The sequence below is a fragment of the Muribacter muris genome, from assembly GCF_001038205.1.
Taxonomy (GTDB): Bacteria; Pseudomonadota; Gammaproteobacteria; order Enterobacterales; family Pasteurellaceae; genus Muribacter; species Muribacter muris.
Genome location: NZ_JWIZ01000050.1, coordinates 1 through 20,567, shown reverse-complemented (window position 1 = coordinate 20,567; position 20,567 = coordinate 1). Strand labels below are relative to the sequence as shown.

Genomic DNA, 20,567 nt, shown 5'->3' with positions numbered 1-20,567 from the left:
GCGCCAGGCTGATGCAGTAAGATCATCGAAAAGTGATCCACTGCATCTTTTGATAAACTCCTTGTTATTTAAACAGGGAATAACCTGGTATGCTTTGCATGGAAACTCTCTTAAAAATTCGCCGTCTTTATCATAAAGGCTGGCTTTCTCAGCGCCAAATCGCTGAAAAACTTCGTCTTAGTCGTTATACTGTCAAAAAGTATCTCAATACGATTGATATCCCCAAATACCAACGCCAACACACTCATTCGCCTAAATTGGGACCTTATAAGGCACTGTTAATTGAACGTCTTGAAGCCGATATGGCTACCACTTACTCAGCGGTTAACGGCAATACGCCATTTCGAGTACCTAAAAAGCCTTGGATTTGAAGAGCAATATCCTTGTGTTTCCCGTGTTATTCGACTTATTCACCCACCACGAAAACCGTCTTTATTCCTCAAAATGTCCTCTCGGCGAATCCTACCAATTTGATTGACGTTTTGAGAAAGTCGTGTTAAATGGGGTGGAAACCAAAATCAGTATTGCCCATTTTAGACTTTGCCATTCCTTATTAAATCCGTTACCTGTACACCTGCTTCCGGTTGGGAAAAGGCTAAATCGAACGGCAGGTTCAAACCTTACGCAAACGGCTTTTTCATCCGTTACTTGCCTTCTCTTCCCTAGGCGAGCTCAATGATTATTTAAGTCATTGGTGTGCAAGGCAGATTCGAACCCAACCTGGGATTGAAGATAAACAGCAGACTGTCGCTCCGTGTTTAGATAAAGAATGGGAAAAGCTGTCCCTATTCCACACTTATTTGGGCTACCGCACAGCTCGACTACTCGTCAATACCTCTGAGCTCATTTTATTTGATACTCACCGATATAGCGTACCTTGTCATTTGTGCGGGAAAGAGGTGATAGCCCAAATCAGGGCACTGGAGATTACCCTCATTTATCAGAACCAAATTGTTGCCCAACATCCTCGGCAATTTACGAAAGGTGGCACGAGCTATAATCCTCTTCATTACCTCTCTGTCTTAAAGCGAAAGCTGGGAGCATTATGACACGGTGAACCTTTTCAAGGTTTGGGCACTCCCTGAGGCGATTAAAACCCTCCAACACCATTTACTCAAACAACCTCGTAGAGATAAAGCCATGCTCTTTGTGGTTTAATTTTGGAAGATAATTGACAAAGCAATTGTCAACATTAGTTAATCTGTTTGATTACCCTTTAGGCAACAGAGCATTTAAAGACAATTTAAACAGCCTTAAACCACCGATAAATTTCTTAGTTTTAGTGGTTTTTAACAGCCAAATTCAACACGGTTTTCAAATTCATCCTGCCAATAGCAGATAGGAAAGATGCCATCAGTTAAAGCAGGGTAACCTAGGGCGATATCAGGTGCTGTTTGAGAGGTTAGAGACGCAAAAATTTTACGAAGCCCGGTGTCTCGGTTATATAATACAAGTGCTGACGATTCCCGAATCAGGGTATATTGCGGGTGGTCGGGGTTGAATGATTGCAGTGTCCCAACAGGCAACCCAAAACGCAAATAAGTGCCTTCTTGGGTCGCAATACGGATATGTTGCCCGTGTTGGGAAATTTCAGCATATTCAGAGAAATTATCAACCCAATACTGCCCGCATAAACCGTGTGTTCGGTCGCTCTCTTTGGTTCTCGCCCACGTTCTCACAAACGCCAGTTCAATCGTTTGCCCTAACGAAAAATCCGTCCGCTGCTCAACCACTTGACCGCTGAACACATCAATAGGGTCGCCTTTTACCCATTTTTTACCCGCTTGGATATAGCGGTTGATACCCTTTTTTTCAGGAAACCCATATTGAAAAAACATAGAAATATATTTTATGAATGCTGATAATGTACTAAATCATAAGGATAATAAGGAACATCTCTCAAAATACAGTCATCAAGCCCTAGTATTTTAACCAATGCTCCACTTTCAAAACTCCAATAACCACAATGTGTGCCATAAGGAGATTTGTGCGTTTCTTGAATTAAATCTTGGCGTTTGAGAGCAGAAAACCAATTTTTTTGTAAGTATGCCTTTAGCTTAAGTACGGCTTTGGATTTATCTTTTGAGGCTAATATAATAACTTCTTTTAATAAAGAATAGGGCTTTGCTATCAGAAAATCAGGGTAAACCTCTCTATCAAGATTATTTTGTTTAAAAAGAAAATCTAATAGAAAATCATTGATTTGAAAATCATCTTTTTCATTATTCTGCTTAAATAGTTCAAATAGCTTATATTGTTCACTTTTTAAATCTAAAATAATAGCTATTGAAAGCATATTTAGAATAGACAAATACCCTCCCCGCTGCTCCCAAACTAATAGCATAATGTCTATAGTATTAGAATACTCTACTTTAAATTTATCTATTGAATAGCCTGCGGAATATGTAGATAAAAGGATTTCTGTTTGATATAAAAAAATTGTTTCATATATCTTCTTAATAGTTTCATTATTGCTTATTAGATATTTATCAGCTTTAAATTCCGTATTACTTGTTAAAGAATTTATATACTGAAATCTTTCTAAAATAGCATTTTTATTAAAATCGATCCCTTCATTATAGTTAAATATTGTATTTAGATTATCTCTAACTCTCATATACACCTCACTATTTACGGCCATTTTCCTATGTTTTTTCCTAAACTATTCAATTTGAATGTATTTACATTTCCGAATTGATCAACTTTACTCAAAACTCGATCTATTTCCTTTCTTTCGATAGCTTTCAATATATCATCCCGAGCCTTACGATCTAAATGATTTAGTCTATCCATAATCCAATTATCAGACATTTGTCTCGTACCATCTTTTAGCTTACTTAGCTTCGAAGAACCATATTTTGCTTCATCTATCACAAATTTAGGCGGTGGTGTAGTATTTCTGTAAATACCATCAATGCCCTTTCTTATTTTATCATCTAATGTTTTTGTGGGTGATTTCAACGTTCAGCAGGTCAATGTGCGTGTTGTCGGCAAACATCTCGTAAAGGTTGTCAACAATGTCTTTTGCATCTTTTGTATGAGCGAGACAATTAATGACCCGCTTTCAGAGGCGGTAATGTAATACCGTATTGGGTGAAAATGGTGAGAGCTTCATATAAATTCAGTATGCCACGGGCAAATTCCCAAACGGAGATCAATTCCGGCTTCATTGGATAAATGACTAAATTGGTGGCAAGTACAGTCATCAATGGTAATGCCACGAGTGTCCACTATAATTAAATCATAGCCCTGTATTTTCTTGATGAGTTCTCTGAATTTCAGCATACCGCCTAGCTATTGAATTCAGCGTTTAATTTGTCTTAGATTGAATAATACCTAAGTAGATAAACTCGTTAGCAGAAATAAGTTATTTGGGAACTGGTGCCAGTGGTCGGACTCGAACCGACACGCTTATTCAGCGGCGGATTTTGAATCCGCTACGTCTACCAATTTCGTCACACTGGCAAATTTGGAATGTCTTGAAAACGAGGTGAATTATAGAGAGCTTCGTTTTGGTATGCAAGCTAAAATCACTGAAAAATCGTTGTTTGCCGTTATTTTCAACGGTTTATAGATAGATTCCCGCCAATATAGCAAAGAAAATCCCCATTCCGATATAATGGTTATTTAGAAAGGCTTTGAAGCAGGCGTCTCTTTCTCGTTGTTTGGTTAATTTGCATTGATAGATAAATAGTGTCGCTGTGCAAGCTAGTACGATGAAGTAAGCGGTAGAAAATTGGCTGATTTTACCAAAAACGGTTAATAAAATGAGCGTAATAAGCTGTAATAAGGCGATGATTTTATTATCGTATTGCGCAAATAAGATGGCGGTAGATTTTACCCCAATGCGAAGATCGTCGTCCCGATCGACCATTGCGTATTGGGTATCGTAGGCTACCGTCCACGCGAGGTTGGCAAAAAAGAGTAGCCAGCATTCTAGGGGAAGTTGTTCGCTGACTGCACCAAATGCCATTGGTATCGACCAACCGAATGCCATTCCTAAGACAAACTGCGGCAGGTGGGTGTAGCGTTTCATAAAAGGGTAAACAGTTGCCAGCCCAACGGCGATAATTGACAGCCCGATCGTGTAGAAATTGAGCTGCAAGACTAATAAAAATGCGATAGCAATCAAGAGGATAAATAATACTTTCGCTTCATTTGGGCGAATGCGACCTGTTGCAAGCGGGCGTTGGGCGGTGCGTTTCACGCTACCGTCAATATGGCGATCGGCATAATCGTTGATTACACAACCGGCAGCACGCATTACGATAACGCCCAGTACGAAAATCAGTAAAATAGAGAAAGACGGTAGTCCGTTGCTGGCGCTAAATAATGCCCACAGTGTCGGCCAAAGCAATAAGAATGTGCCGATGGGTTTGTCTAAGCGCATTAGTTGGGCGTAAGCTCGCCATTTATCAGAGGGAAAAAACGTCATTACGGGCAACAAATATTAATATTCACATCGCTGTTTGCCAAAAGGTTGGCGATTTCGAACGGGAGCGTTTTATCGGTAAACAGGTAGTTGATTTCACGCAGATTACCTAAGCGGACGATCGCATTACGGTTAAATTTAGAGTGATCGATTACTAAAATAACGTGGCGGGCATTTCGCATCAATGCCCGTTTCACTTGTACCTCGTGGTAATCATAGTCCATCATTGAACCGTCCGGCTCAACGGCACTGATGCCGAGAATGCAGAAATCCAAACGAAATTGGTTGATAAAATTCACGGTCGCTTCGCCGATAATGCCACCGTCAAAGCGTAATCCGCCGCCGGCAATGGTGATTTGGAAATCCTCTTTTTGCATCAGAATATGGGCGGCATTGAGATTATTGGTAACAATGCGGAGATTTTGGTGCTCAAGTAGTGCACCGGCAACCGCTTCCGGCGTGGTGCCGATGTCGATAAACAGGGATGAACCGTTTGGAATCATTTTGGCGACATTCTGGGCGATAGTCTTTTTTTGCAAGGAAAAAAACTGTTTACGATCACTATAATCGCTGTTTTCACTGCTAGACGGCAGTGCTGCACCGCCGTGATGGCGGCGGATCATATTATTTTCCGCCAGTTCGTTTAGATCTCGGCGGATCGTTTGCGAGCTGACCCCCAGTTCATTGACAAGCAGTTCCGTGCTGACATAACCGAGCTGTGTAACCAGTTCAATAATCTTTTGATGCCGAATCGACTGTTTCATTCCGATGTTCCAATTCGATGATTTGCAAAATATTTCCTAAAACCAACCGCTTGCAAGCGGTCAGTTTTCAGCAAGATTTTACAGTTTGTCCACTAATTCAACCGCATAGCCGATATAGCTTGCCGGCGTCATCTGTTTTAAGCGTGTTTTTTCGTTTTCCGGTAAGGCTAAGTCGTCAATAAATTGACGCATCGCTTCGCCATCCACCCGTTTACCACGGGTTAATTCTTTCAGTTTTTCATACGGTTTTTCAATGCCGTAACGGCGCATTACAGTTTGGATCGGCTCGGCTAAGACTTCCCAGTTTTGATCCAATTCATCCAGCAAATGTTGCTCGTTCACTTCAAGTTTGCTGATGCCTTTGAGGGTTGCCGCATAGGCAATGAGTGCATAGCCTAAGCCAACGCCTAGATTGCGTAGCACCGTGGAGTCGGTTAAATCGCGTTGCCAGCGGGAGATCGGCAATTTCGCCCCTAAGTGTGCCATTACCGCGTTTGCTAAACCTAAATTGCCTTCGGAGTTTTCAAAGTCGATCGGATTAACTTTATGTGGCATTGTACTTGAGCCGATTTCGCCGGCAATCGTCCGTTGTTTGAAATGGTTAAGTGCGATATAGCCCCACATATCACGGTCGAAATCAATCAAAATGGTGTTGAAACGTGCCACGCAGTCAAAAAATTCGGCAATATAGTCGTGCGGTTCGATTTGCGTGGTGTACGGATTCCAGGTTACCCCTAACGATGTGATAAATTCTTGGCTGAAGGTGTGCCAGTCAATATCCGGATAGGCGGATAAATGGGCATTGTAGTTGCCGACCGCACCATTGATTTTGGCGAGAATATCAAGATTTTCCAGTTGTTTATATTGGCGTTTTAACCGGTAAGCAACGTTTGCCATCTCTTTACCGAGGGTAGTCGGGCTTGCCGGCTGACCGTGGGTTCGGGAAAGTAACGGCATTTGTTTATAGCGGTTTGCCAATTCCTCAATGGCGGCGATCAGTTTTTGCCATTCCGGTAATAGGACATCCTCACGGGCGGTTTTGAGCATTAGGGCGTGCGAGGTGTTGTTAATATCTTCAGAGGTGCAGGCAAAGTGGATAAATTCACTGATTTTGGCTAACTCAGGCAGCGTTTCACTTTTTTCTTTTAAAAAATACTCGACGGCTTTGACGTCGTGGTTGGTGGTACGCTCAATCGTTTTAATCCGTTCGGCATCTGCCATCGAAAAATTGGCAACGATTTGATCTAAGTAATCGTTTGCCTGTTGGGATAAATGCGGTACTTCCTGAATTTGTGCGTGTGCCGCCAATTTTTGTAGCCAACGCACTTCTACGGTAACACGGAATTTTAATAAGCCAAATTCGCTGAAAATCGGGCGTAAGGTAGCCGCTTTATCTTGGTAACGACCGTCAATCGGGGATAATGCAGTTAAAGCATTAAGTTGCATAGAAAAGTCTCCAGTTATAACGAGGAATATAAAGATTGAGTTGCAGTGAGAATTTTTTTACGGCAAAAGAGAAATTGCCAGCGGCTACCGCCGACTTGCTGCCATAAAATAGCGGCACGGATACCGGCGAGTAGGGCGGCTCGCACCCGATGTTGAATATCCGGACGGGAAAGATAATCCTGCGCACCGATAACGTGAATTTTTGAGCCGAGCGGGCTGATGATGTCGCTATAGGCAGCGGCGATATTGGCGATCATCTGTTCGTGCAGAATATCGCCGTCATAGAGAGCTAATTGCCGTTCTAATTGTTGTAAACGCTGCGCTAGCGCCGATTTTGCTGTGGCGTTTTTAGCCAGTTTCTGGCTTAACGCTAAGATACTGATCCAATACCGCCCGATTTCCGTGTCCAACTTGCCCTGTTTTGCGCCAAATTGAGATAACAGCGTTTCAAAACCGACTTTCAACGAGCTGATACCGCCGAATACGGCTTCGGTCGATTCCGGCTGTGTGATCAACAAACTCCGTAACGAATGCCCGAAGATCTCACGATCCGCCGTGCCTTTGTGGGCAAATTGTTGCACTAACGCAGCCGTTTGACAGATCCCCGCCAATGCAATGGAAATATCCTGATAATGTGCCATTTTCCAAATCAAGTCATTTTGCAAAAAATTGCGTGGGAATATAGCATAAAAAGGCAAGATTGAGAATGTCTAGCGGGCAATCCTACCAATTTGCAAATTTTAGCAATTTCGCTTGTATTTCCGAAATCCGCCCCCATAATGTGCTAATTCAATTTAGGAGAGCGATAAAATGGCAAGAAAAAAGAAACCAATTGAGCTACCGTTACTACCACTTAGAGATGTGGTGGTCTTTCCGTTTATGGTAATGCCACTGTTTGTCGGGCGGGATAAATCTATCCAAGCCTTGCGTGCCGCAATGGAATCCAATAAGCAATTATTGTTAGTCACGCAAAAAGACCCGAATAATGAAGATCCGACAACGGATGATTTATACCATACCGGTGTGATTGCCAACATTATCCAAATGCTCAACCTGCCGGACGGCACGGTCAAGGTGCTGGTGGAAGGGCAAACCCGTGCTAATATTGAACATATTCACGATGATGAAAACGGCTTTTGGGCGGGCGTTACGGCGTTAGTCTCCGACTATCAAGATGATAATGAAGAATTGAAAGCGATTGCGAAAGCGACACTGACCGAGTTTGAAAATTACATCAAAACCAATAAAAAAGTGCCGGCGGAAATTCTGCCTAAATTGCAAAAAATTCAATTTGAAGACCGCTTGGCAGACACAATGGCAGCAAATCTGGTGGTCTCCGTCAAACAAAAGCAAGCCTTGTTGGAAGAGATCAACCTGATCAAACGTTTTGAAGCCTTGTTAGTCGCAATGGCAACGGAGATGGATACCCTCGAAACCGAAAGCCGTATCCGCAACCGTGTCAAACAGCAGATGGAAAAAAATCAGCGGGATTATTACCTCAACGAGCAGATCAAAGCGATTCAAAAAGAGTTGGATAACGGTGAAGATGTTGAACAGAGTGAATTAGATAAGCTCAAAGAAAAAATTGCCGAAGCAAAACTGCCGCAAGAGGTGCAGGAGAAAATCGACAGCGAGTTTAAAAAGCTCAAAGCAATGCCGCAAAGCTCATCGGAAGCGACCGTAGTGCGGGGTTATATCGACTGGATTTTACAAATGCCGTGGCACAAGCGCTCGGTTGTGAAGAAAAATTTGCAAAAAGCGCAGGAAGTACTGGATAAAGACCATTACGGGCTTGAGCGTGTCAAAGAACGGATTTTGGAATACCTTGCGGTGCAAAGCCGTCTGAATAAGCTGAAAGGGCCGATCCTCTGTTTAGTCGGGCCACCGGGAGTGGGGAAAACCTCGCTCGGTCAATCCATTGCCAATGCTACGGGCAGAAAATATGTGCGAATGGCGTTGGGCGGTGTGCGTGATGAAGCGGAAATCCGCGGGCATCGCCGCACCTACATCGGCTCAATGCCGGGGCAACTAATGATGAAAATGGCGAAAGCCGGCGTGAAAAACCCGCTCTTTTTGCTTGATGAGATCGACAAAATGGCACAGGATATGCGGGGCGATCCGGCTTCAGCATTGTTGGAAGTGCTTGATCCGGAACAGAACAAAGCCTTTAACGACCATTATTTAGAGGTGGACTACGATCTCTCCGATGTGATGTTTGTGGCAACGTCCAATTCCATGAATATACCGCCGGCATTGCTAGATCGTATGGAAGTGATCCGTCTTTCCGGCTATACGGAAGATGAAAAAATGCACATCGCCAAAGAGCATCTAGTTGCCAAACAGCAAGAGAATAACGGCTTGAAAGCGGGTGAATTGACGATTGAAGATAGTGCGATTTTAGGCATTATCCGTTATTACACCCGTGAAGCGGGCGTGCGGAATTTAGAGCGCGAAATTGCTAAAATTTGTCGCAAAGCGGTGAAAGCGTTAGTGTTAGATAAAACCTGCAAAGCGATTACTGTTAATGAAACAAACCTTGCCGATTATCTGGGGGTGAGACGTTTTGACTACGGCAAAATGGATAACCAAAACCGTATCGGTGAAGTAACCGGTTTAGCGTGGACGGAAGTGGGCGGCGATCTGCTGACCATTGAAACCGCCTCGGTGATCGGCAAAGGCAAATTTGCTTATACCGGCTCGCTTGGTGATGTGATGAAAGAGTCGATCCAAGCAGCAATGGTTGTGGTACGTTCCCGTGCGGAAAAATTGGGCATTGCACCGGACTTCTATGAAAAACGGGATATTCACGTTCACGTACCGGAAGGGGCGACCCCGAAAGACGGCCCGAGCGCAGGGATTGCAATGTGTACCGCTTTAGTATCCAGTCTGACAGGCAATCCGGTGCGTGCCGATGTGGCAATGACCGGTGAAATTACCCTGCGTGGTAAAGTATTGGCAATCGGCGGCTTAAAAGAGAAGCTATTGGCGGCACACCGTGGTGGCATCAAGACCGTGATTATTCCGAAAGAAAATGAAAAAGACCTGGAGGAAATCCCTGAAAATGCGAAGCAGGCTTTAGCGATTTATCCGGTCGAAACTATTGACGAAGTATTGGCAATCGCCCTTGAAAATGCACCGCAGGGCATTGACATTGTACCGAACGCACAAAAAAGCACGATTAAGGTGAAAAAAACCAAATCGACTAGTGTGCAGTAAATTAAAAGGGACGTAAAAACGTCCCTTCTTTTTTGTAAAAAATAGGCAAAATCACACCGCTTGCAGCAAATTAGTCGTTAATTGCCTTCGCTATGATGGCGTAAATGCTCAAATTGGCTAGTTCAATCTATGCGCAGACCAATGAAAACCGAATGTCTTTAAGGACTGTCGATTTGGTATCCCTACTTATAAGTACAATTCAATTTTGTATCACTACATAATAGGCTGAATATCTTCATCAAATACCGTCTCATTTACCTCTTGAGGCGGGTTATCGCACAACCAATTTGCAAGGCGGGCATAGTCCGCCAAACTTAAATTTTCCGCCCGCGCATTCAGGTCGATATTGAGAGCGGTTAATTGTTCGGCAGTAAAGAGTGTCGAAAGTGCATTGCGCAGGGTTTTACGCCGCTGGTTAAAGGCTTGGGTCGTTACACGATTGAGCCAGTAGATATCTTTTACCGGATGCGGTAGGGTTGGGTAAGGCACTAAGCGTACTACGGCAGAATCCACTTTCGGCGCAGGTTTAAACGCAGTTGGCGGCACTTCCAACACCGGCATTACTTGGCAATAATATTGTGCCATAATCGTCAGCCTGCCGTATGCTTTACTGTTTGGCGCAGCGCACAGGCGTTTGACCACCTCTTTTTGCAACATAAAGTGCATATCCTCAATTAAATCGTGGAAAGTTAAAAGGTGAAACATCAATGGGGTGGAAATGTTATAGGGTAAGTTACCAAATACTCTTACCCGCTTGCCTTGCTCGGTCAGTTTAAGGCTGTTAAAATAATCACGGAAGTTAAAACGTAGCGCATCTTGCTCAATGACGGTGAGTTTTTGATGTAAAAAAGGGTGATGACGCAGGCGTTCGGCGAGATCTCGGTCGAGTTCTACCACCGTGAGATGATCGATTAAATCGGCAACCGGCTCGGTGAGCGCACCTAAGCCCGGCCCGATTTCCAGTAAAAATTGATCGCTTTTCGGGGCAATCGCCGCCACGATATTGTGAATCACATTTTGATCGTGGAGAAAGTTTTGCCCGAAGCGTTTACGGGCGGTATGCCCTAAATGTTTTTTTGAATTTGAACTCATTGTTTGTCCTGACAAGCGGTAGATTACCGCCGTTTTTTTGCAAATTGAATAACGCAAAGAACCCCGCAAGCGCGAGGTTCTTATTTTTAATGTTGTTTAGAAATATTTGATGGTCGCACGATCTCTAAGTGCTTTTACCCAATCTTTAGAAGCCGCTTCGGCTTGTTTATCGACTAATTGTTCGTAGGCTTTTTGCATATAGGCATCTTCGGTGCGATCGCTTTCACGGGTATCCGTTACTTTGAGAATATGCCAGCCAAATTGCGATTTGAACGGGGCGGAAATCACGCCTTTTTTACTGTTTTTCGCGGTTTTGGCAAATGCCGGATCATAAATATCCAAGAAATTCCAGCCTAAATCGCCCCCCTCGGCTGCAGAGGCATAATCGACAGAATTGGCGCTTGCCGCCTGTTCAAAGGTTTGTTTGCCGGCGTTAATGTCGGCGGCAATTTCCGTCAGTTTCTGCTTAGCTTGCTTATCATTTAAAATCGGGGTAGTTTTTAACAAAATATGGCTAATGCGGTGCTGTGTGCCGGTTACGGCTTTGATTTTGCCGTTCGCTTTTGCTTTTTCCATCATCTCTTTCGCAAGGGCTTGCACCTCTTGCGGTTCAACCTGAATCGTTTTGCCGATAGACTGGTGGCGGATTTGCTCCATTAACATTTGATGGGCAATTTGTTGGCGATACTGGTTGAGGGTAATGCGTTGTGAGTCAAGGTAATCCAATAATTGCCCGTAAGTGATCCCGTTTTGACGGGCAATATTTTCGATGACTTGATCGACATAAGCGTAATTCACTTTAATACCGGATTGTTGAATTTCACGTTGTACAATGAAATCGTTGATCAGATCGTCTAATGCCGCTTTGCGGTTGGCCTCCGTATTGGCTCGCTTGCCCAACGCTTTTTGTACTTCGCTTTGCATCAATGGATGACCGTCAACGGTTGCCACCACACGTTCTTCCGCTTTAAGTTGAGCCACGCTCAACAACGTACAAACGGCGACGAGAAGTGATTTTAGGTGAGTTAATTTCATTTGTTATTCCTAATTCAAGGTAAGTCGTCAAAATAGATGATTGTTAGAATCTCGTTCGCTGAAAAGGTTCACAGCGATTGGATTTTCTTAATCACGTTGGTGGTGGAGCAGCCGTTTTCAAAATTCAGCACCCGTACCTCGCCGCCGTTTGCCCATACCTCTTGGCTACCGGCAATCTCTTGCGGCTGATAATCGCCGCCTTTGACTAATAAATCCGGTAAAATGTCGCCGATTAAGCGTTGCGGGGTATCCTCGTCAAAGGGGACGACCCAATCGACAGAAGCTAATCCGGCTAACACCGCCATTCGAGCGTCCAAATCGTTAATCGGGCGGCTCTCGCCTTTAAGGCGTTTGACCGACTCATCGGTATTGACCGCCACGATCAAACGATCGCCTAATTTCCGTGCATTTTCGAGGTAGGAAACGTGTCCAGGGTGTAGAATATCAAAACAGCCGTTGGTCATCACGATTTTTTCGCCACGGGCTTTCGCCTGTGCTACGATAGCTTTTAAGCTCGGTTCACTTACCACACCAAAGCCTGTTTCGGTACGTTGGTGGATTGCCGTTTCCAGTTCTGATACGCTGACTGTCGAAGTGCCGAGCTTACCGACCACTACCCCTGCCGCCGCATTGGCAAGATAGCAGGCTTCCTCAAGGGAACGCCCGTCCGCAATCGCTGTTGCCAACACGCTGATTACCGTATCGCCTGCGCCTGTTACATCATACACTTCTTTCGCTTGGGTCGGTAAATGGAACGGCGGTTGGTTTGGACGAAGTAGCGTCATTCCCTTTTCCGAGCGGGTAACTAAGAGAGCGGATAAGTCAAAATCGGCGATCATTTTTAGCCCTTTTGCCACAATTTCGTCATCGTTCGCACAATGACCGACCACCGCCTCAAATTCTGCCATATTCGGGGTGAGTAATGTTGCCCCCCGATAGCGTTCAAAATCCGTGCCTTTCGGGTCGATTAACACCGGCACATTGGCTTGACGGGCAATTTGGATCATTTGTTGCACGCAAGCGAGCGTACCTTTGCCGTAATCGGACAGAATCAAAGCTCCGCAAGCGGTAATATCCGCCTCTAATTTTACAAGCAACGGCTGGCTGTCCACCGCGTGAAAGCCTTCTTCAAAATCCAAACGCAGTAATTGTTGGTGGCGGGAGAGAATACGCAATTTGGTGATTGTCGGGTGAGTGGCGAGAGCGACACAGTGGTTTTGAATGTGGTGGGATTGTAATAGCGTATCTAGTGCCCGCCCCGCATCATCTTGCCCGATTAAGCCGTGTAAGATCACCGGTACGTTCAGGCTGGCGATATTCATTGCCACGTTAGCAGCCCCGCCCGCCCGCTCTTCCAACTCTTGCACTTTTACCACCGGCACGGGCGCTTCCGGCGAAATGCGGTGGGTTGCGCCGAACCAGTAGCGGTCTAACATTACATCACCCAGCACTAATACCTTTGCTGCGGTGAATTGAGGAGAATATTGCATCATCATTTTTATCTCATCAGTTAGAGTAAACAACGCAAGCGGTCTGATGACAAGATTTTTTTGCAAAAAATCGGTGTTATCCGACCGCTTGTTTTCGGTTATTTTCGGTTATTTTCGGTTTTTCTTGATAAATTTCATCAAACGTTTCCGTTTGCGTAGCTGACTTGGGGTCAGCTTGTTGCGTCTGCCGGCAAACGGGTTATTACCTTCTTGGAATAGCACCCGAATCGGCGAGCCGATAATTTTCAAACTTTTACGGAAATAGTTGGACAGATAACGTTTGTAGGAATCCGGTAGCCGATCAATTTGATTGCCGTGAATGACGATAATCGGTGGGTTGTAGCCGCCCGGATGCGCATATTTCAATTTTACTCGGCGGCCATTGACTAACGGCGGCTGATGCTCGTCCGTTGCCATTTGCAAAATACGGGTGAGCATTGAGGTCGTCATTTTCTGTGTGGCGCATTGATACGCTTCTTGGATTGAGTCAAACAAATTGCCCACACCACTGCCGTGTAAAGCGGAGATAAAATGCACACGGGCGAAATCAATAAAATCCAACCGGCGATCGAGTTCCGATTTCACGTTATCTTTAATATCCTGCGATAAGCCGTCCCACTTATTCACCACAATCACAAGGGATTTGCCAGCATTTAAAATAAAGCCGAGTAGCGACAAGTCTTGATCGGAAATATTATCACGGGCATCAATGGTGAGGAGTACCACATTGGCATCTTGGATCGCTTGCAGGGTTTTAATCACCGAGAATTTTTCCACTGCCAAATGCACCTTGCCCCGTTTACGCACTCCCGCCGTGTCAATAATGGTGTAATGCTGACCGTCCCGCTCCATTGGGATATAAATGGAATCACGGGTTGTGCCCGGCATATCGTACACCACTACCCTATCTTCGCCTAAAATACGGTTGGTGAGGGTAGATTTCCCCACGTTCGGGCGACCGACAATCGCGATTTTGATGTTCTTATCGTCCGCCGCATTGTCGTTTTCTTCCTCTAACGCATCGTCTAAGAGGGCGGTATCGGCTTCATTCTCGAAATCAAAGTCGTGATCCCACTCGTCTTGGGTGGTATCATCATTTGCAAAAGACGGCTCGGATTCGACCGCTTGTTCTACCTCAAGGGATTGGGTGAGCGGTGCAAGCACCTGTTCGATCAGTTGCGTTACGCCCCGCCCTTGCGCTGCCGCAATTTGTTCGACTTCGCCTAAGCCAAGGGAATAAAACTCGGCGCAGTGGGAATCGGCATCAATGCCGTCCGTTTTATTGGCGACCAAGACGGTTTTTTTCTCGTGCTGGCGTAAATATTGTGCAATGCCGATATCCGCAGGCACTAAACCGGCTCGTGCGTCCACCAAAAACAGGACGACATCCGCTTCATCAATCGCCAACAGTGATTGCTCCGCCATTTTTTCTTCTACGCCTTCTTCCGTGCCGTCAATCCCGCCGGTATCAATGACAATAAAATTGTAACCGCCGACATTGGCTTGCCCGTATTTGCGATCTCGGGTAAGTCCCGGAAAATCTGCCACCAACGCATCACGGGTGCGGGTCAAGCGGTTAAATAATGTGGATTTTCCGACATTAGGTCTGCCCACTAGGGCAACAACAGGAGTCATAAACAACCTCTATTTAATCTGGTTTGCACAGTTTTGCAAAATGGCGACATTATAACGTAAATCTTGCAAAAGCTCTGCGGTTTTTCGTGTCGCACAGGAAAATCAATTCCCTGCTTTTATCAGCTAACCAATCGTTGTGCAGCCGTATTGCATCAGTTTTTGCTTGGTAAAATTGGCACGGAAGCCGGCACTTTGGTTATTCAGGCTGATCACTCCGATCATTCCGTTACGGCAGCGGTGTTTGTTGATGAACACCAAATTGTAGCCGGCTTCTTTGGTATAGCCGGTTTTGTTGAGCGCCGCATCAAAAATTTCGTTTCTGACAAGGGCATTGGTATTGTGCATATAAATATGTTTATTGCCGACTTTCACCAGTGTTGCCCGTGTATTTGACAGTTCCCGAATCATCGGTTTTTGCAAAGAATAACGGGAAAGTTTGACTAAATCCGCCACGCTGGACACATTTTCGCTGGATAATCCCGAGCTGTCTTTGAAGTGGGTCGAGTGCATTCCCAGTTGCTTGGCTTTTTGGTTCATTTTCTGAATAAACTGGGCACGGCTCATTCCGGAGGCACGGGACAGGGCGTGGGCGGCATAGTTGTCCGATTGCACTAACATTGCTTTGAGCAACTCGTGGCAGGCAATCGGTTTATTTTTCGGTAAATGGGTATAAGTGCCTTTGATGAAGTCCGTATCGGCTTGTGTAATTGCTGCCGTGCAGTGTTTATCTGTATTATTTTCTAAAAATACATTTGCCGTCATCAATTTGGTAACGGACGCTATCGGCTTAATTTGATTTGGCTGATGGCTTTCTAACACGCGATTGTGGCTAAAATCATACACGACATAGGATTGCCCGGTGTAAGCCGCAACGAAAGCGGGGAAAAGAGCAACGGTCAATAACAGTTTTTTTAACATAATTAAGTCAGTATCGAGTCAAAAAAAGGGCTATATTACAATGTTTTATGCCACACCGCTATGCTTTCGTCTGCCAGCAATGTTGGATAAAAGGCAAAATCTCCGTCAAAGCCTCTGAAATTGCAATCAGCGTGAGATTTTTTTCCGTCTTTTTCCCCAAAGGCGGCATAAAAGCGATGTGTTTATCTGCATCGTTAATCGGTCGCCACCGGCGAGGAAGTGCGGAACGGCGGCTAGGGTAAAAGCCGATCGTGGCAATATTGAGTGCACCGCAAATATGGAGCGGGCCGGTTGAACCGGCAATAAACAGATCGGCACAAGCAAGCGAATGGCAAAAATCGGTGAGCCCGTCATTTTTGTCGTACACTGCAACACTCGGATGAGCAATCAGTTGTTGCAGAGCGAGAGCCTTTTCACTTTCGTTTGGGCCGGCGGTTAAGATCACTTGGCAGTCAAATTGCGCTAAAATCCCTTGAATTAGCTTGGCGTATTGATGAAGAGAAAGATTGGTTGCCGAGCCGCCTGTACCAACGTGTACAAACAGCCATTTTTGATCCTGATCAAGCCCCAGTTGTGCCACCAACTTCGCTTTTTGTGCGGCAACAGTTGTTGGCGAAAAGGATAGAAACGGCGTGTCAGGTTCGATCACTGGCTGATTGTGATCCCGCAAAAAGCGACGCGCTAAGTCTAAATTATATGCCGATTCCGCTTTTTCCGAACGTGAGCGGCGTTGGGTTAAGCGGTGATTATAGAGAAGTTGAAACAGCTTGGTCGCAGGGGCTAATCGGTAAGCAATACTGCTTCGCCACGTGAGTTTTGCGTTATACCAATCGGACACAAAGCAAATCGTTGCATCAAATTGGGCGGAACGCACCGCTTGCAAGATACGTTGTTGTTCAGCCCTTGAATTTTTATCGGCAGTATCGACGATCACCTTATCGATAAACGGGCAAAGTTCGGCAAGCGGTGCGGTATAACTCGGTACAAGCGCTGTGATTTCAAGGTTCGGCATTGATTGTTTAAGCATAGCAAATGCCGGAAAGCAGAGCATAAAATCGCCGATTTTATCATTGCGAATAACAAGCAGTTTTTTCATCTTCATTGTCTGTTAGAGAATGGGAGTACTATCTTAGCATTTTTCCATTTATCCCCCTAGATGTCGGAGATTTTAGATGTAATTTTTCCGATTTTCGACTAGAATAAGGCACATAAACGCAACCGTTTGCGTTTTGTTCATTCATTTTACTCACGTTTCAATAGGAATTTGTATGTCTGCGACAATTTTAGAATCTTTACCCTTAGGTCAAAAAGTCGGTATTGCCTTTTCAGGCGGTTTAGATACGTCCGCCGCGTTACTTTGGATGCGACAAAAAGGGGCAGTGCCTTATGCTTACACGGCAAATCTTGGACAACCCGATGAAGATGACTACAATGCTATCCCGAAAAAAGCGATGGAATATGGCGCAGAAAATGCACGTTTAATTGATTGCCGTGCGCAGTTGGCTCACGAAGGCATTGCTGCAATTCAGTGCGGTGCATTCCACATCTCCACAGGCGGTGTACCTTATTTTAATACCACGCCCCTTGGTCGTGCCGTAACGGGTACAATGTTAGTGGCAGCGATGAAAGAAGATGATGTGAATATTTGGGGAGACGGCAGCACCTTCAAAGGCAATGATATTGAACGTTTTTACCGCTACGGCTTACTCACTAACCCGCAATTAAAAATCTACAAACCGTGGTTAGACCAAGCCTTTATTGATGAATTGGGCGGTCGGCACGAAATGTCGGAATTTTTAATTGCTAACGGTTTCCAATATAAAATGTCAGTAGAAAAAGCCTACTCTACGGATTCCAATATGCTCGGCGCTACCCACGAAGCGAAAGATCTAGAATTCTTAAACACGGGCATTAAAATTGTGAAGCCGATTATGGGCGTGGCATTTTGGGACGAAAGCGTTGAAATCAAACCGAAAACCGTATCCGTTACCTTTGAAGAAGGCGTACCGGTAGCCTTAAACGGTAAACGTATTGAAGACGCGGTAGAATTGATTTTAGAAGCTAACCGCATCGGTGGTCGCCACGGTTTAGGAATGTCCGACCAAATCGAAAATCGCATCATTGAAGCAAAAAGCCGCGGTATTTACGAAGCACCGGGAATGGCGTTACTGCACATTGCCTATGAGCGTTTAGTTACCGGTATTCACAACGAAGACACGATTGAACAATACCGGATCAACGGTTTACGCTTGGGTCGCCTGCTTTATCAAGGTCGCTGGTTCGATCCGCAAGCCTTAATGCTACGTGAAACCGCACAGCGTTGGGTTGCCAAAGCGATTACCGGCACAGTTACCCTTGAGTTACGCCGTGGTAACGATTACTCCATTCTTAACACCGAATCGCCAAACTTAACTTACGAAGCCGAACGCTTGAGTATGGAAAAAGTCGAAGACGCACCGTTCACCCCGGCAGATCGGATCGGTCAATTAACAATGCGTAATCTTGATATTGTCGATACACGGGAAAAATTAGGCATTTACACGAATACCGGCCTACTTTCCGTTCAAAATAATGTCTTGCCGCAGCTTGGGGATAAATAGTTAAAAAACGAAAATCTGCATGTGAGACTAATCTGCTCTAAAAGTCAGACTGATTTAATTTGGGGACCGAGCTCTGTATTCCACAGGGCTTGGTTCTTTTAACCTCACTTGAATACGTTCATTATTGTAGTAATGAATATACTTGTGAATAGTTTGCTCAAGCTCAGCAAATGTTTTAAATTGTCTGCCAAAAGAACATCTGGTTTTTAGCCGTCCGAAAAAGCTTTCCATTGCTCCGTTATCCAAACAATTTCATTTTCTCTACATACTTTGCACATTGTCATTTGTCTCTAATATCGCTCAATAGCCCGACATTTGATATTGCCAACCTTGATCGGAATGTAATATCGGATTCGACCTAGTAAGCCTTGCCGTTGCTTGTTTCAGCATGCTTGCGATTTGCTCAAAGTTCGGGCTTCTTGACCGGTCATCATAAAAGCCGTTTTATATCGGGAAGGGGAAAAGTTATAGCATTGAAAGTTTACACTAAAGTATAGTGTAAAGGTTAATTTTATGAGCAAAATAAAAATCAATGATCCTGAGTTTGGAGCTCGACTTCAATAAATACTTAAAGAAAAATTTAATGGTAATATCAGCGAATTTGCTATAAACATTGGAATTGCAATAATTTCGTTAAATCTTTGGTTAATAGGTGAAGCCGATCCATCATTCTAATCTTATAAAACTACTGAATCTTCAGGAGTAAACCTTGAATAGCTTGCAACAAGAAAAGAGTAGCCAACAGCAATGACAGAAAAGCTCCTTGAGAAAGTTAAAAGTTTATTAGAAGAATTGGTTACAATGGTTGACAGTTATAGCGGTATTAGCGTTTCAGCAGAATTTGACAGCTTTAACGAAAGCATAACTCATCCTGATAGAGAAGAATCCTATGCAGATATTCTATCTGCAAAGCCTAGGCTTTCCAAACAAATAGGCAGTATTTGGGCAAATGGTAATTCAATGCCCCCTCCTACTATTGACAGAGATGATCAGTTGTTTGTAGATTTAAGTAAAAATGAAATTGCTAGAAATAATATCTACTTGGTACAAAACTATGATAGCGTATGGGTCAAACGTTTAAAAATAAAATGGGATCAGGTAGAACTAATCAGCGACAATAAAGACGAGAACGAGCCTATAAATCCTTTCAACAGATGAAGTCAAAACTTTCTCAGGCAGGTAGTTCACGTGGGACATAGCCTCGTTTAAAAGTCATTTAAATGTATATTATTGAATTGTTTAATTTTCTTAATTATTCCGGTTGTTTTTGATATTTTACCACAAGTCGATCATTTTTTCTTAATTTTACTTTTCAGACAATGAAAAATGAGCTTACTAGCCCCTAATATTTATTGGTATTCAAATCTCCCCAACTATTTGTAAAGCAAATCAAGATTACTATCGAAGACCGTTAAATCGGCATAGAGTCTTAGAGAACCTGACACAGCATTATGCTCCGTTTGCTTTTAATTGTGCATAGCGATTTTTGAGGTTTTGTAACCCCAATCAGATAGCCATTGAGTCACCTTGATTTTCTTCTATGATTTTTTGATTAAATTCATAAAATAATATCTTCCGGTGCCTCTGATAAAAATGGAATTCGTCCCGTTATTGTTCCTAATATAAGATCCGCCAAATTTAGGAAACTTCAACCAAATCCCTATTTTCTTTTTGGGGCCGTAGTAGATTAGCAAGGATGCCATACTACAAAAATGAAGATAACTCACTGTAAATTAAAGAAAAAATTCAGCTAAGACTGCTCGATTTTTTTGCACAAGTGACAGCAAGAACAGCGGCTAATTTGTTTGACATTCAACCGAATACCGCGGTACTGTTTTACCACAAGATTAGACTCGTCATCGCAAAGGAAAACGAGGTCGGGGAGTAGCCGGAAAAGCCTCAGTTTTTGGCTTACTAAAACGTCAAGGAAAGGAGTTTA

General features: G+C 44.1%; 19 protein-coding genes, 1 tRNA gene and 2 pseudogenes. 6 read left to right on the top strand and 16 right to left on the bottom strand.

What is annotated here, in order from left to right:
* Positions 1 to 98 precede the first annotated feature (98 nt).
* Together RO21_RS12175 and RO21_RS13760 are read left to right on the top strand one after the other, a co-directional pair.
* Positions 99 to 371, top strand: coding sequence for a helix-turn-helix domain-containing protein (locus tag RO21_RS12175; RefSeq protein ID WP_162198524.1), 273 nt, complete (start codon positions 99 to 101; stop codon positions 369 to 371).
* Between the two features lie 429 nt (positions 372 to 800).
* The gene (locus RO21_RS13760; RefSeq protein WP_420911993.1) at positions 801 to 1,049 is read left to right on the top strand and encodes a Mu transposase domain-containing protein; all 249 of its coding nucleotides are present in this window, start codon (positions 801 to 803) and stop codon (positions 1,047 to 1,049) included.
* A 240-nt stretch (positions 1,050 to 1,289) separates the two neighbouring features.
* Here RO21_RS13760 and RO21_RS08190 read toward each other — a convergent pair whose 3' ends face one another.
* The 9 genes from RO21_RS08190 to hflD form a co-directional block, all read right to left on the bottom strand.
* Positions 1,290 to 1,838, bottom strand: coding sequence for a DUF6531 domain-containing protein (locus RO21_RS08190; RefSeq protein ID WP_047977309.1), 549 nt, complete (start codon positions 1,836 to 1,838; stop codon positions 1,290 to 1,292).
* A gap of 11 nt (positions 1,839 to 1,849) precedes the next feature.
* Positions 1,850 to 2,617 (bottom strand): PoNe immunity protein domain-containing protein, encoded by a 768-nt coding sequence (locus tag RO21_RS08185; protein ID WP_162198523.1) that lies wholly within the window; start codon positions 2,615 to 2,617, stop codon positions 1,850 to 1,852.
* A 14-nt stretch (positions 2,618 to 2,631) separates the two neighbouring features.
* Entirely contained in the window at positions 2,632 to 2,961 is a 330-nt protein-coding gene (locus RO21_RS12895) for a hypothetical protein (RefSeq protein WP_047977308.1), read from the bottom strand.
* 89 nt (positions 2,962 to 3,050) lie between these two features.
* The gene (locus tag RO21_RS12890; RefSeq protein WP_157019704.1) at positions 3,051 to 3,209 is read right to left on the bottom strand and encodes a hypothetical protein; all 159 of its coding nucleotides are present in this window, start codon (positions 3,207 to 3,209) and stop codon (positions 3,051 to 3,053) included.
* 170 nt (positions 3,210 to 3,379) lie between these two features.
* A tRNA-Leu gene (locus tag RO21_RS08170) sits at positions 3,380 to 3,465 on the bottom strand.
* Between the two features lie 103 nt (positions 3,466 to 3,568).
* Positions 3,569 to 4,435, bottom strand: coding sequence for a 4-hydroxybenzoate octaprenyltransferase (gene ubiA, locus RO21_RS08165; RefSeq protein WP_047977307.1), 867 nt, complete (start codon positions 4,433 to 4,435; stop codon positions 3,569 to 3,571).
* Positions 4,435 to 5,196 (bottom strand): DeoR/GlpR family transcriptional regulator, encoded by a 762-nt coding sequence (locus RO21_RS08160; RefSeq protein ID WP_047977306.1) that lies wholly within the window; start codon positions 5,194 to 5,196, stop codon positions 4,435 to 4,437. The genes ubiA and RO21_RS08160 overlap by 1 nt, the downstream gene beginning before the upstream one ends.
* Positions 5,197 to 5,274: 78 nt before the next feature.
* Positions 5,275 to 6,642: an adenylosuccinate lyase gene (gene purB, locus RO21_RS08155; RefSeq protein WP_047977305.1), complete on the bottom strand. Its 1,368-nt coding sequence runs from the start codon at positions 6,640 to 6,642 to the stop codon at positions 5,275 to 5,277.
* 14 nt (positions 6,643 to 6,656) lie between these two features.
* Positions 6,657 to 7,283: a high frequency lysogenization protein HflD gene (gene hflD / locus RO21_RS08150; RefSeq protein WP_047977304.1), complete on the bottom strand. Its 627-nt coding sequence runs from the start codon at positions 7,281 to 7,283 to the stop codon at positions 6,657 to 6,659.
* Between the two features lie 169 nt (positions 7,284 to 7,452).
* On the opposite strand from hflD, the gene lon reads away from it, so the two are divergent.
* Positions 7,453 to 9,858 (top strand): endopeptidase La, encoded by a 2,406-nt coding sequence (gene lon / locus RO21_RS08145; protein ID WP_047977303.1) that lies wholly within the window; start codon positions 7,453 to 7,455, stop codon positions 9,856 to 9,858.
* A gap of 213 nt (positions 9,859 to 10,071) precedes the next feature.
* On the opposite strand, the gene rsmA is transcribed toward lon, so the two are convergent.
* The 6 genes from rsmA to RO21_RS08115 all read right to left on the bottom strand — a co-directional run bounded on the left by rsmA (position 10,072) and on the right by RO21_RS08115 (position 17,124).
* Complete coding sequence (gene rsmA / locus RO21_RS08140) at positions 10,072 to 10,950, bottom strand: 16S rRNA (adenine(1518)-N(6)/adenine(1519)-N(6))-dimethyltransferase RsmA (RefSeq protein ID WP_047977302.1); 879 nt, start codon at positions 10,948 to 10,950, stop codon at positions 10,072 to 10,074.
* A 96-nt stretch (positions 10,951 to 11,046) separates the two neighbouring features.
* Positions 11,047 to 11,985 (bottom strand): peptidylprolyl isomerase, encoded by a 939-nt coding sequence (locus RO21_RS08135; RefSeq protein ID WP_047977301.1) that lies wholly within the window; start codon positions 11,983 to 11,985, stop codon positions 11,047 to 11,049.
* A gap of 68 nt (positions 11,986 to 12,053) precedes the next feature.
* Positions 12,054 to 13,481, bottom strand: coding sequence for a bifunctional D-glycero-beta-D-manno-heptose-7-phosphate kinase/D-glycero-beta-D-manno-heptose 1-phosphate adenylyltransferase HldE (gene hldE / locus RO21_RS08130; protein ID WP_047977300.1), 1,428 nt, complete (start codon positions 13,479 to 13,481; stop codon positions 12,054 to 12,056).
* Between the two features lie 102 nt (positions 13,482 to 13,583).
* The gene (gene der / locus RO21_RS08125) at positions 13,584 to 15,110 is read right to left on the bottom strand and encodes a ribosome biogenesis GTPase Der (RefSeq protein WP_047977299.1); all 1,527 of its coding nucleotides are present in this window, start codon (positions 15,108 to 15,110) and stop codon (positions 13,584 to 13,586) included.
* Positions 15,111 to 15,233: 123 nt separating this feature from the next.
* Positions 15,234 to 16,028: a D-alanyl-D-alanine carboxypeptidase family protein gene (locus RO21_RS08120; protein ID WP_047977298.1), complete on the bottom strand. Its 795-nt coding sequence runs from the start codon at positions 16,026 to 16,028 to the stop codon at positions 15,234 to 15,236.
* A 58-nt stretch (positions 16,029 to 16,086) separates the two neighbouring features.
* Positions 16,087 to 17,124: a glycosyltransferase family 9 protein gene (locus RO21_RS08115; RefSeq protein WP_047977297.1), complete on the bottom strand. Its 1,038-nt coding sequence runs from the start codon at positions 17,122 to 17,124 to the stop codon at positions 16,087 to 16,089.
* Between the two features lie 172 nt (positions 17,125 to 17,296).
* On the opposite strand from RO21_RS08115, the gene argG reads away from it, so the two are divergent.
* The gene (argG, locus tag RO21_RS08110) at positions 17,297 to 18,628 is read left to right on the top strand and encodes an argininosuccinate synthase (RefSeq protein ID WP_047977296.1); all 1,332 of its coding nucleotides are present in this window, start codon (positions 17,297 to 17,299) and stop codon (positions 18,626 to 18,628) included.
* A gap of 54 nt (positions 18,629 to 18,682) precedes the next feature.
* On the opposite strand, the pseudogene RO21_RS13500 reads toward argG, so the two are convergent.
* Positions 18,683 to 19,057 (bottom strand): annotated as a pseudogene (locus tag RO21_RS13500) (transposase); the annotation flags it as partial.
* A 318-nt stretch (positions 19,058 to 19,375) separates the two neighbouring features.
* On the opposite strand from RO21_RS13500, the gene RO21_RS13495 reads away from it, so the two are divergent.
* Together RO21_RS13495 and RO21_RS12555 are read left to right on the top strand one after the other, a co-directional pair.
* On the top strand, positions 19,376 to 19,786 hold the full coding sequence (locus RO21_RS13495; protein ID WP_241482458.1) for a S24 family peptidase: 411 nt from the start codon (positions 19,376 to 19,378) through the stop codon (positions 19,784 to 19,786).
* 554 nt (positions 19,787 to 20,340) lie between these two features.
* Positions 20,341 to 20,567: pseudogene (locus tag RO21_RS12555) on the top strand (IS1595 family transposase); the annotation flags it as partial.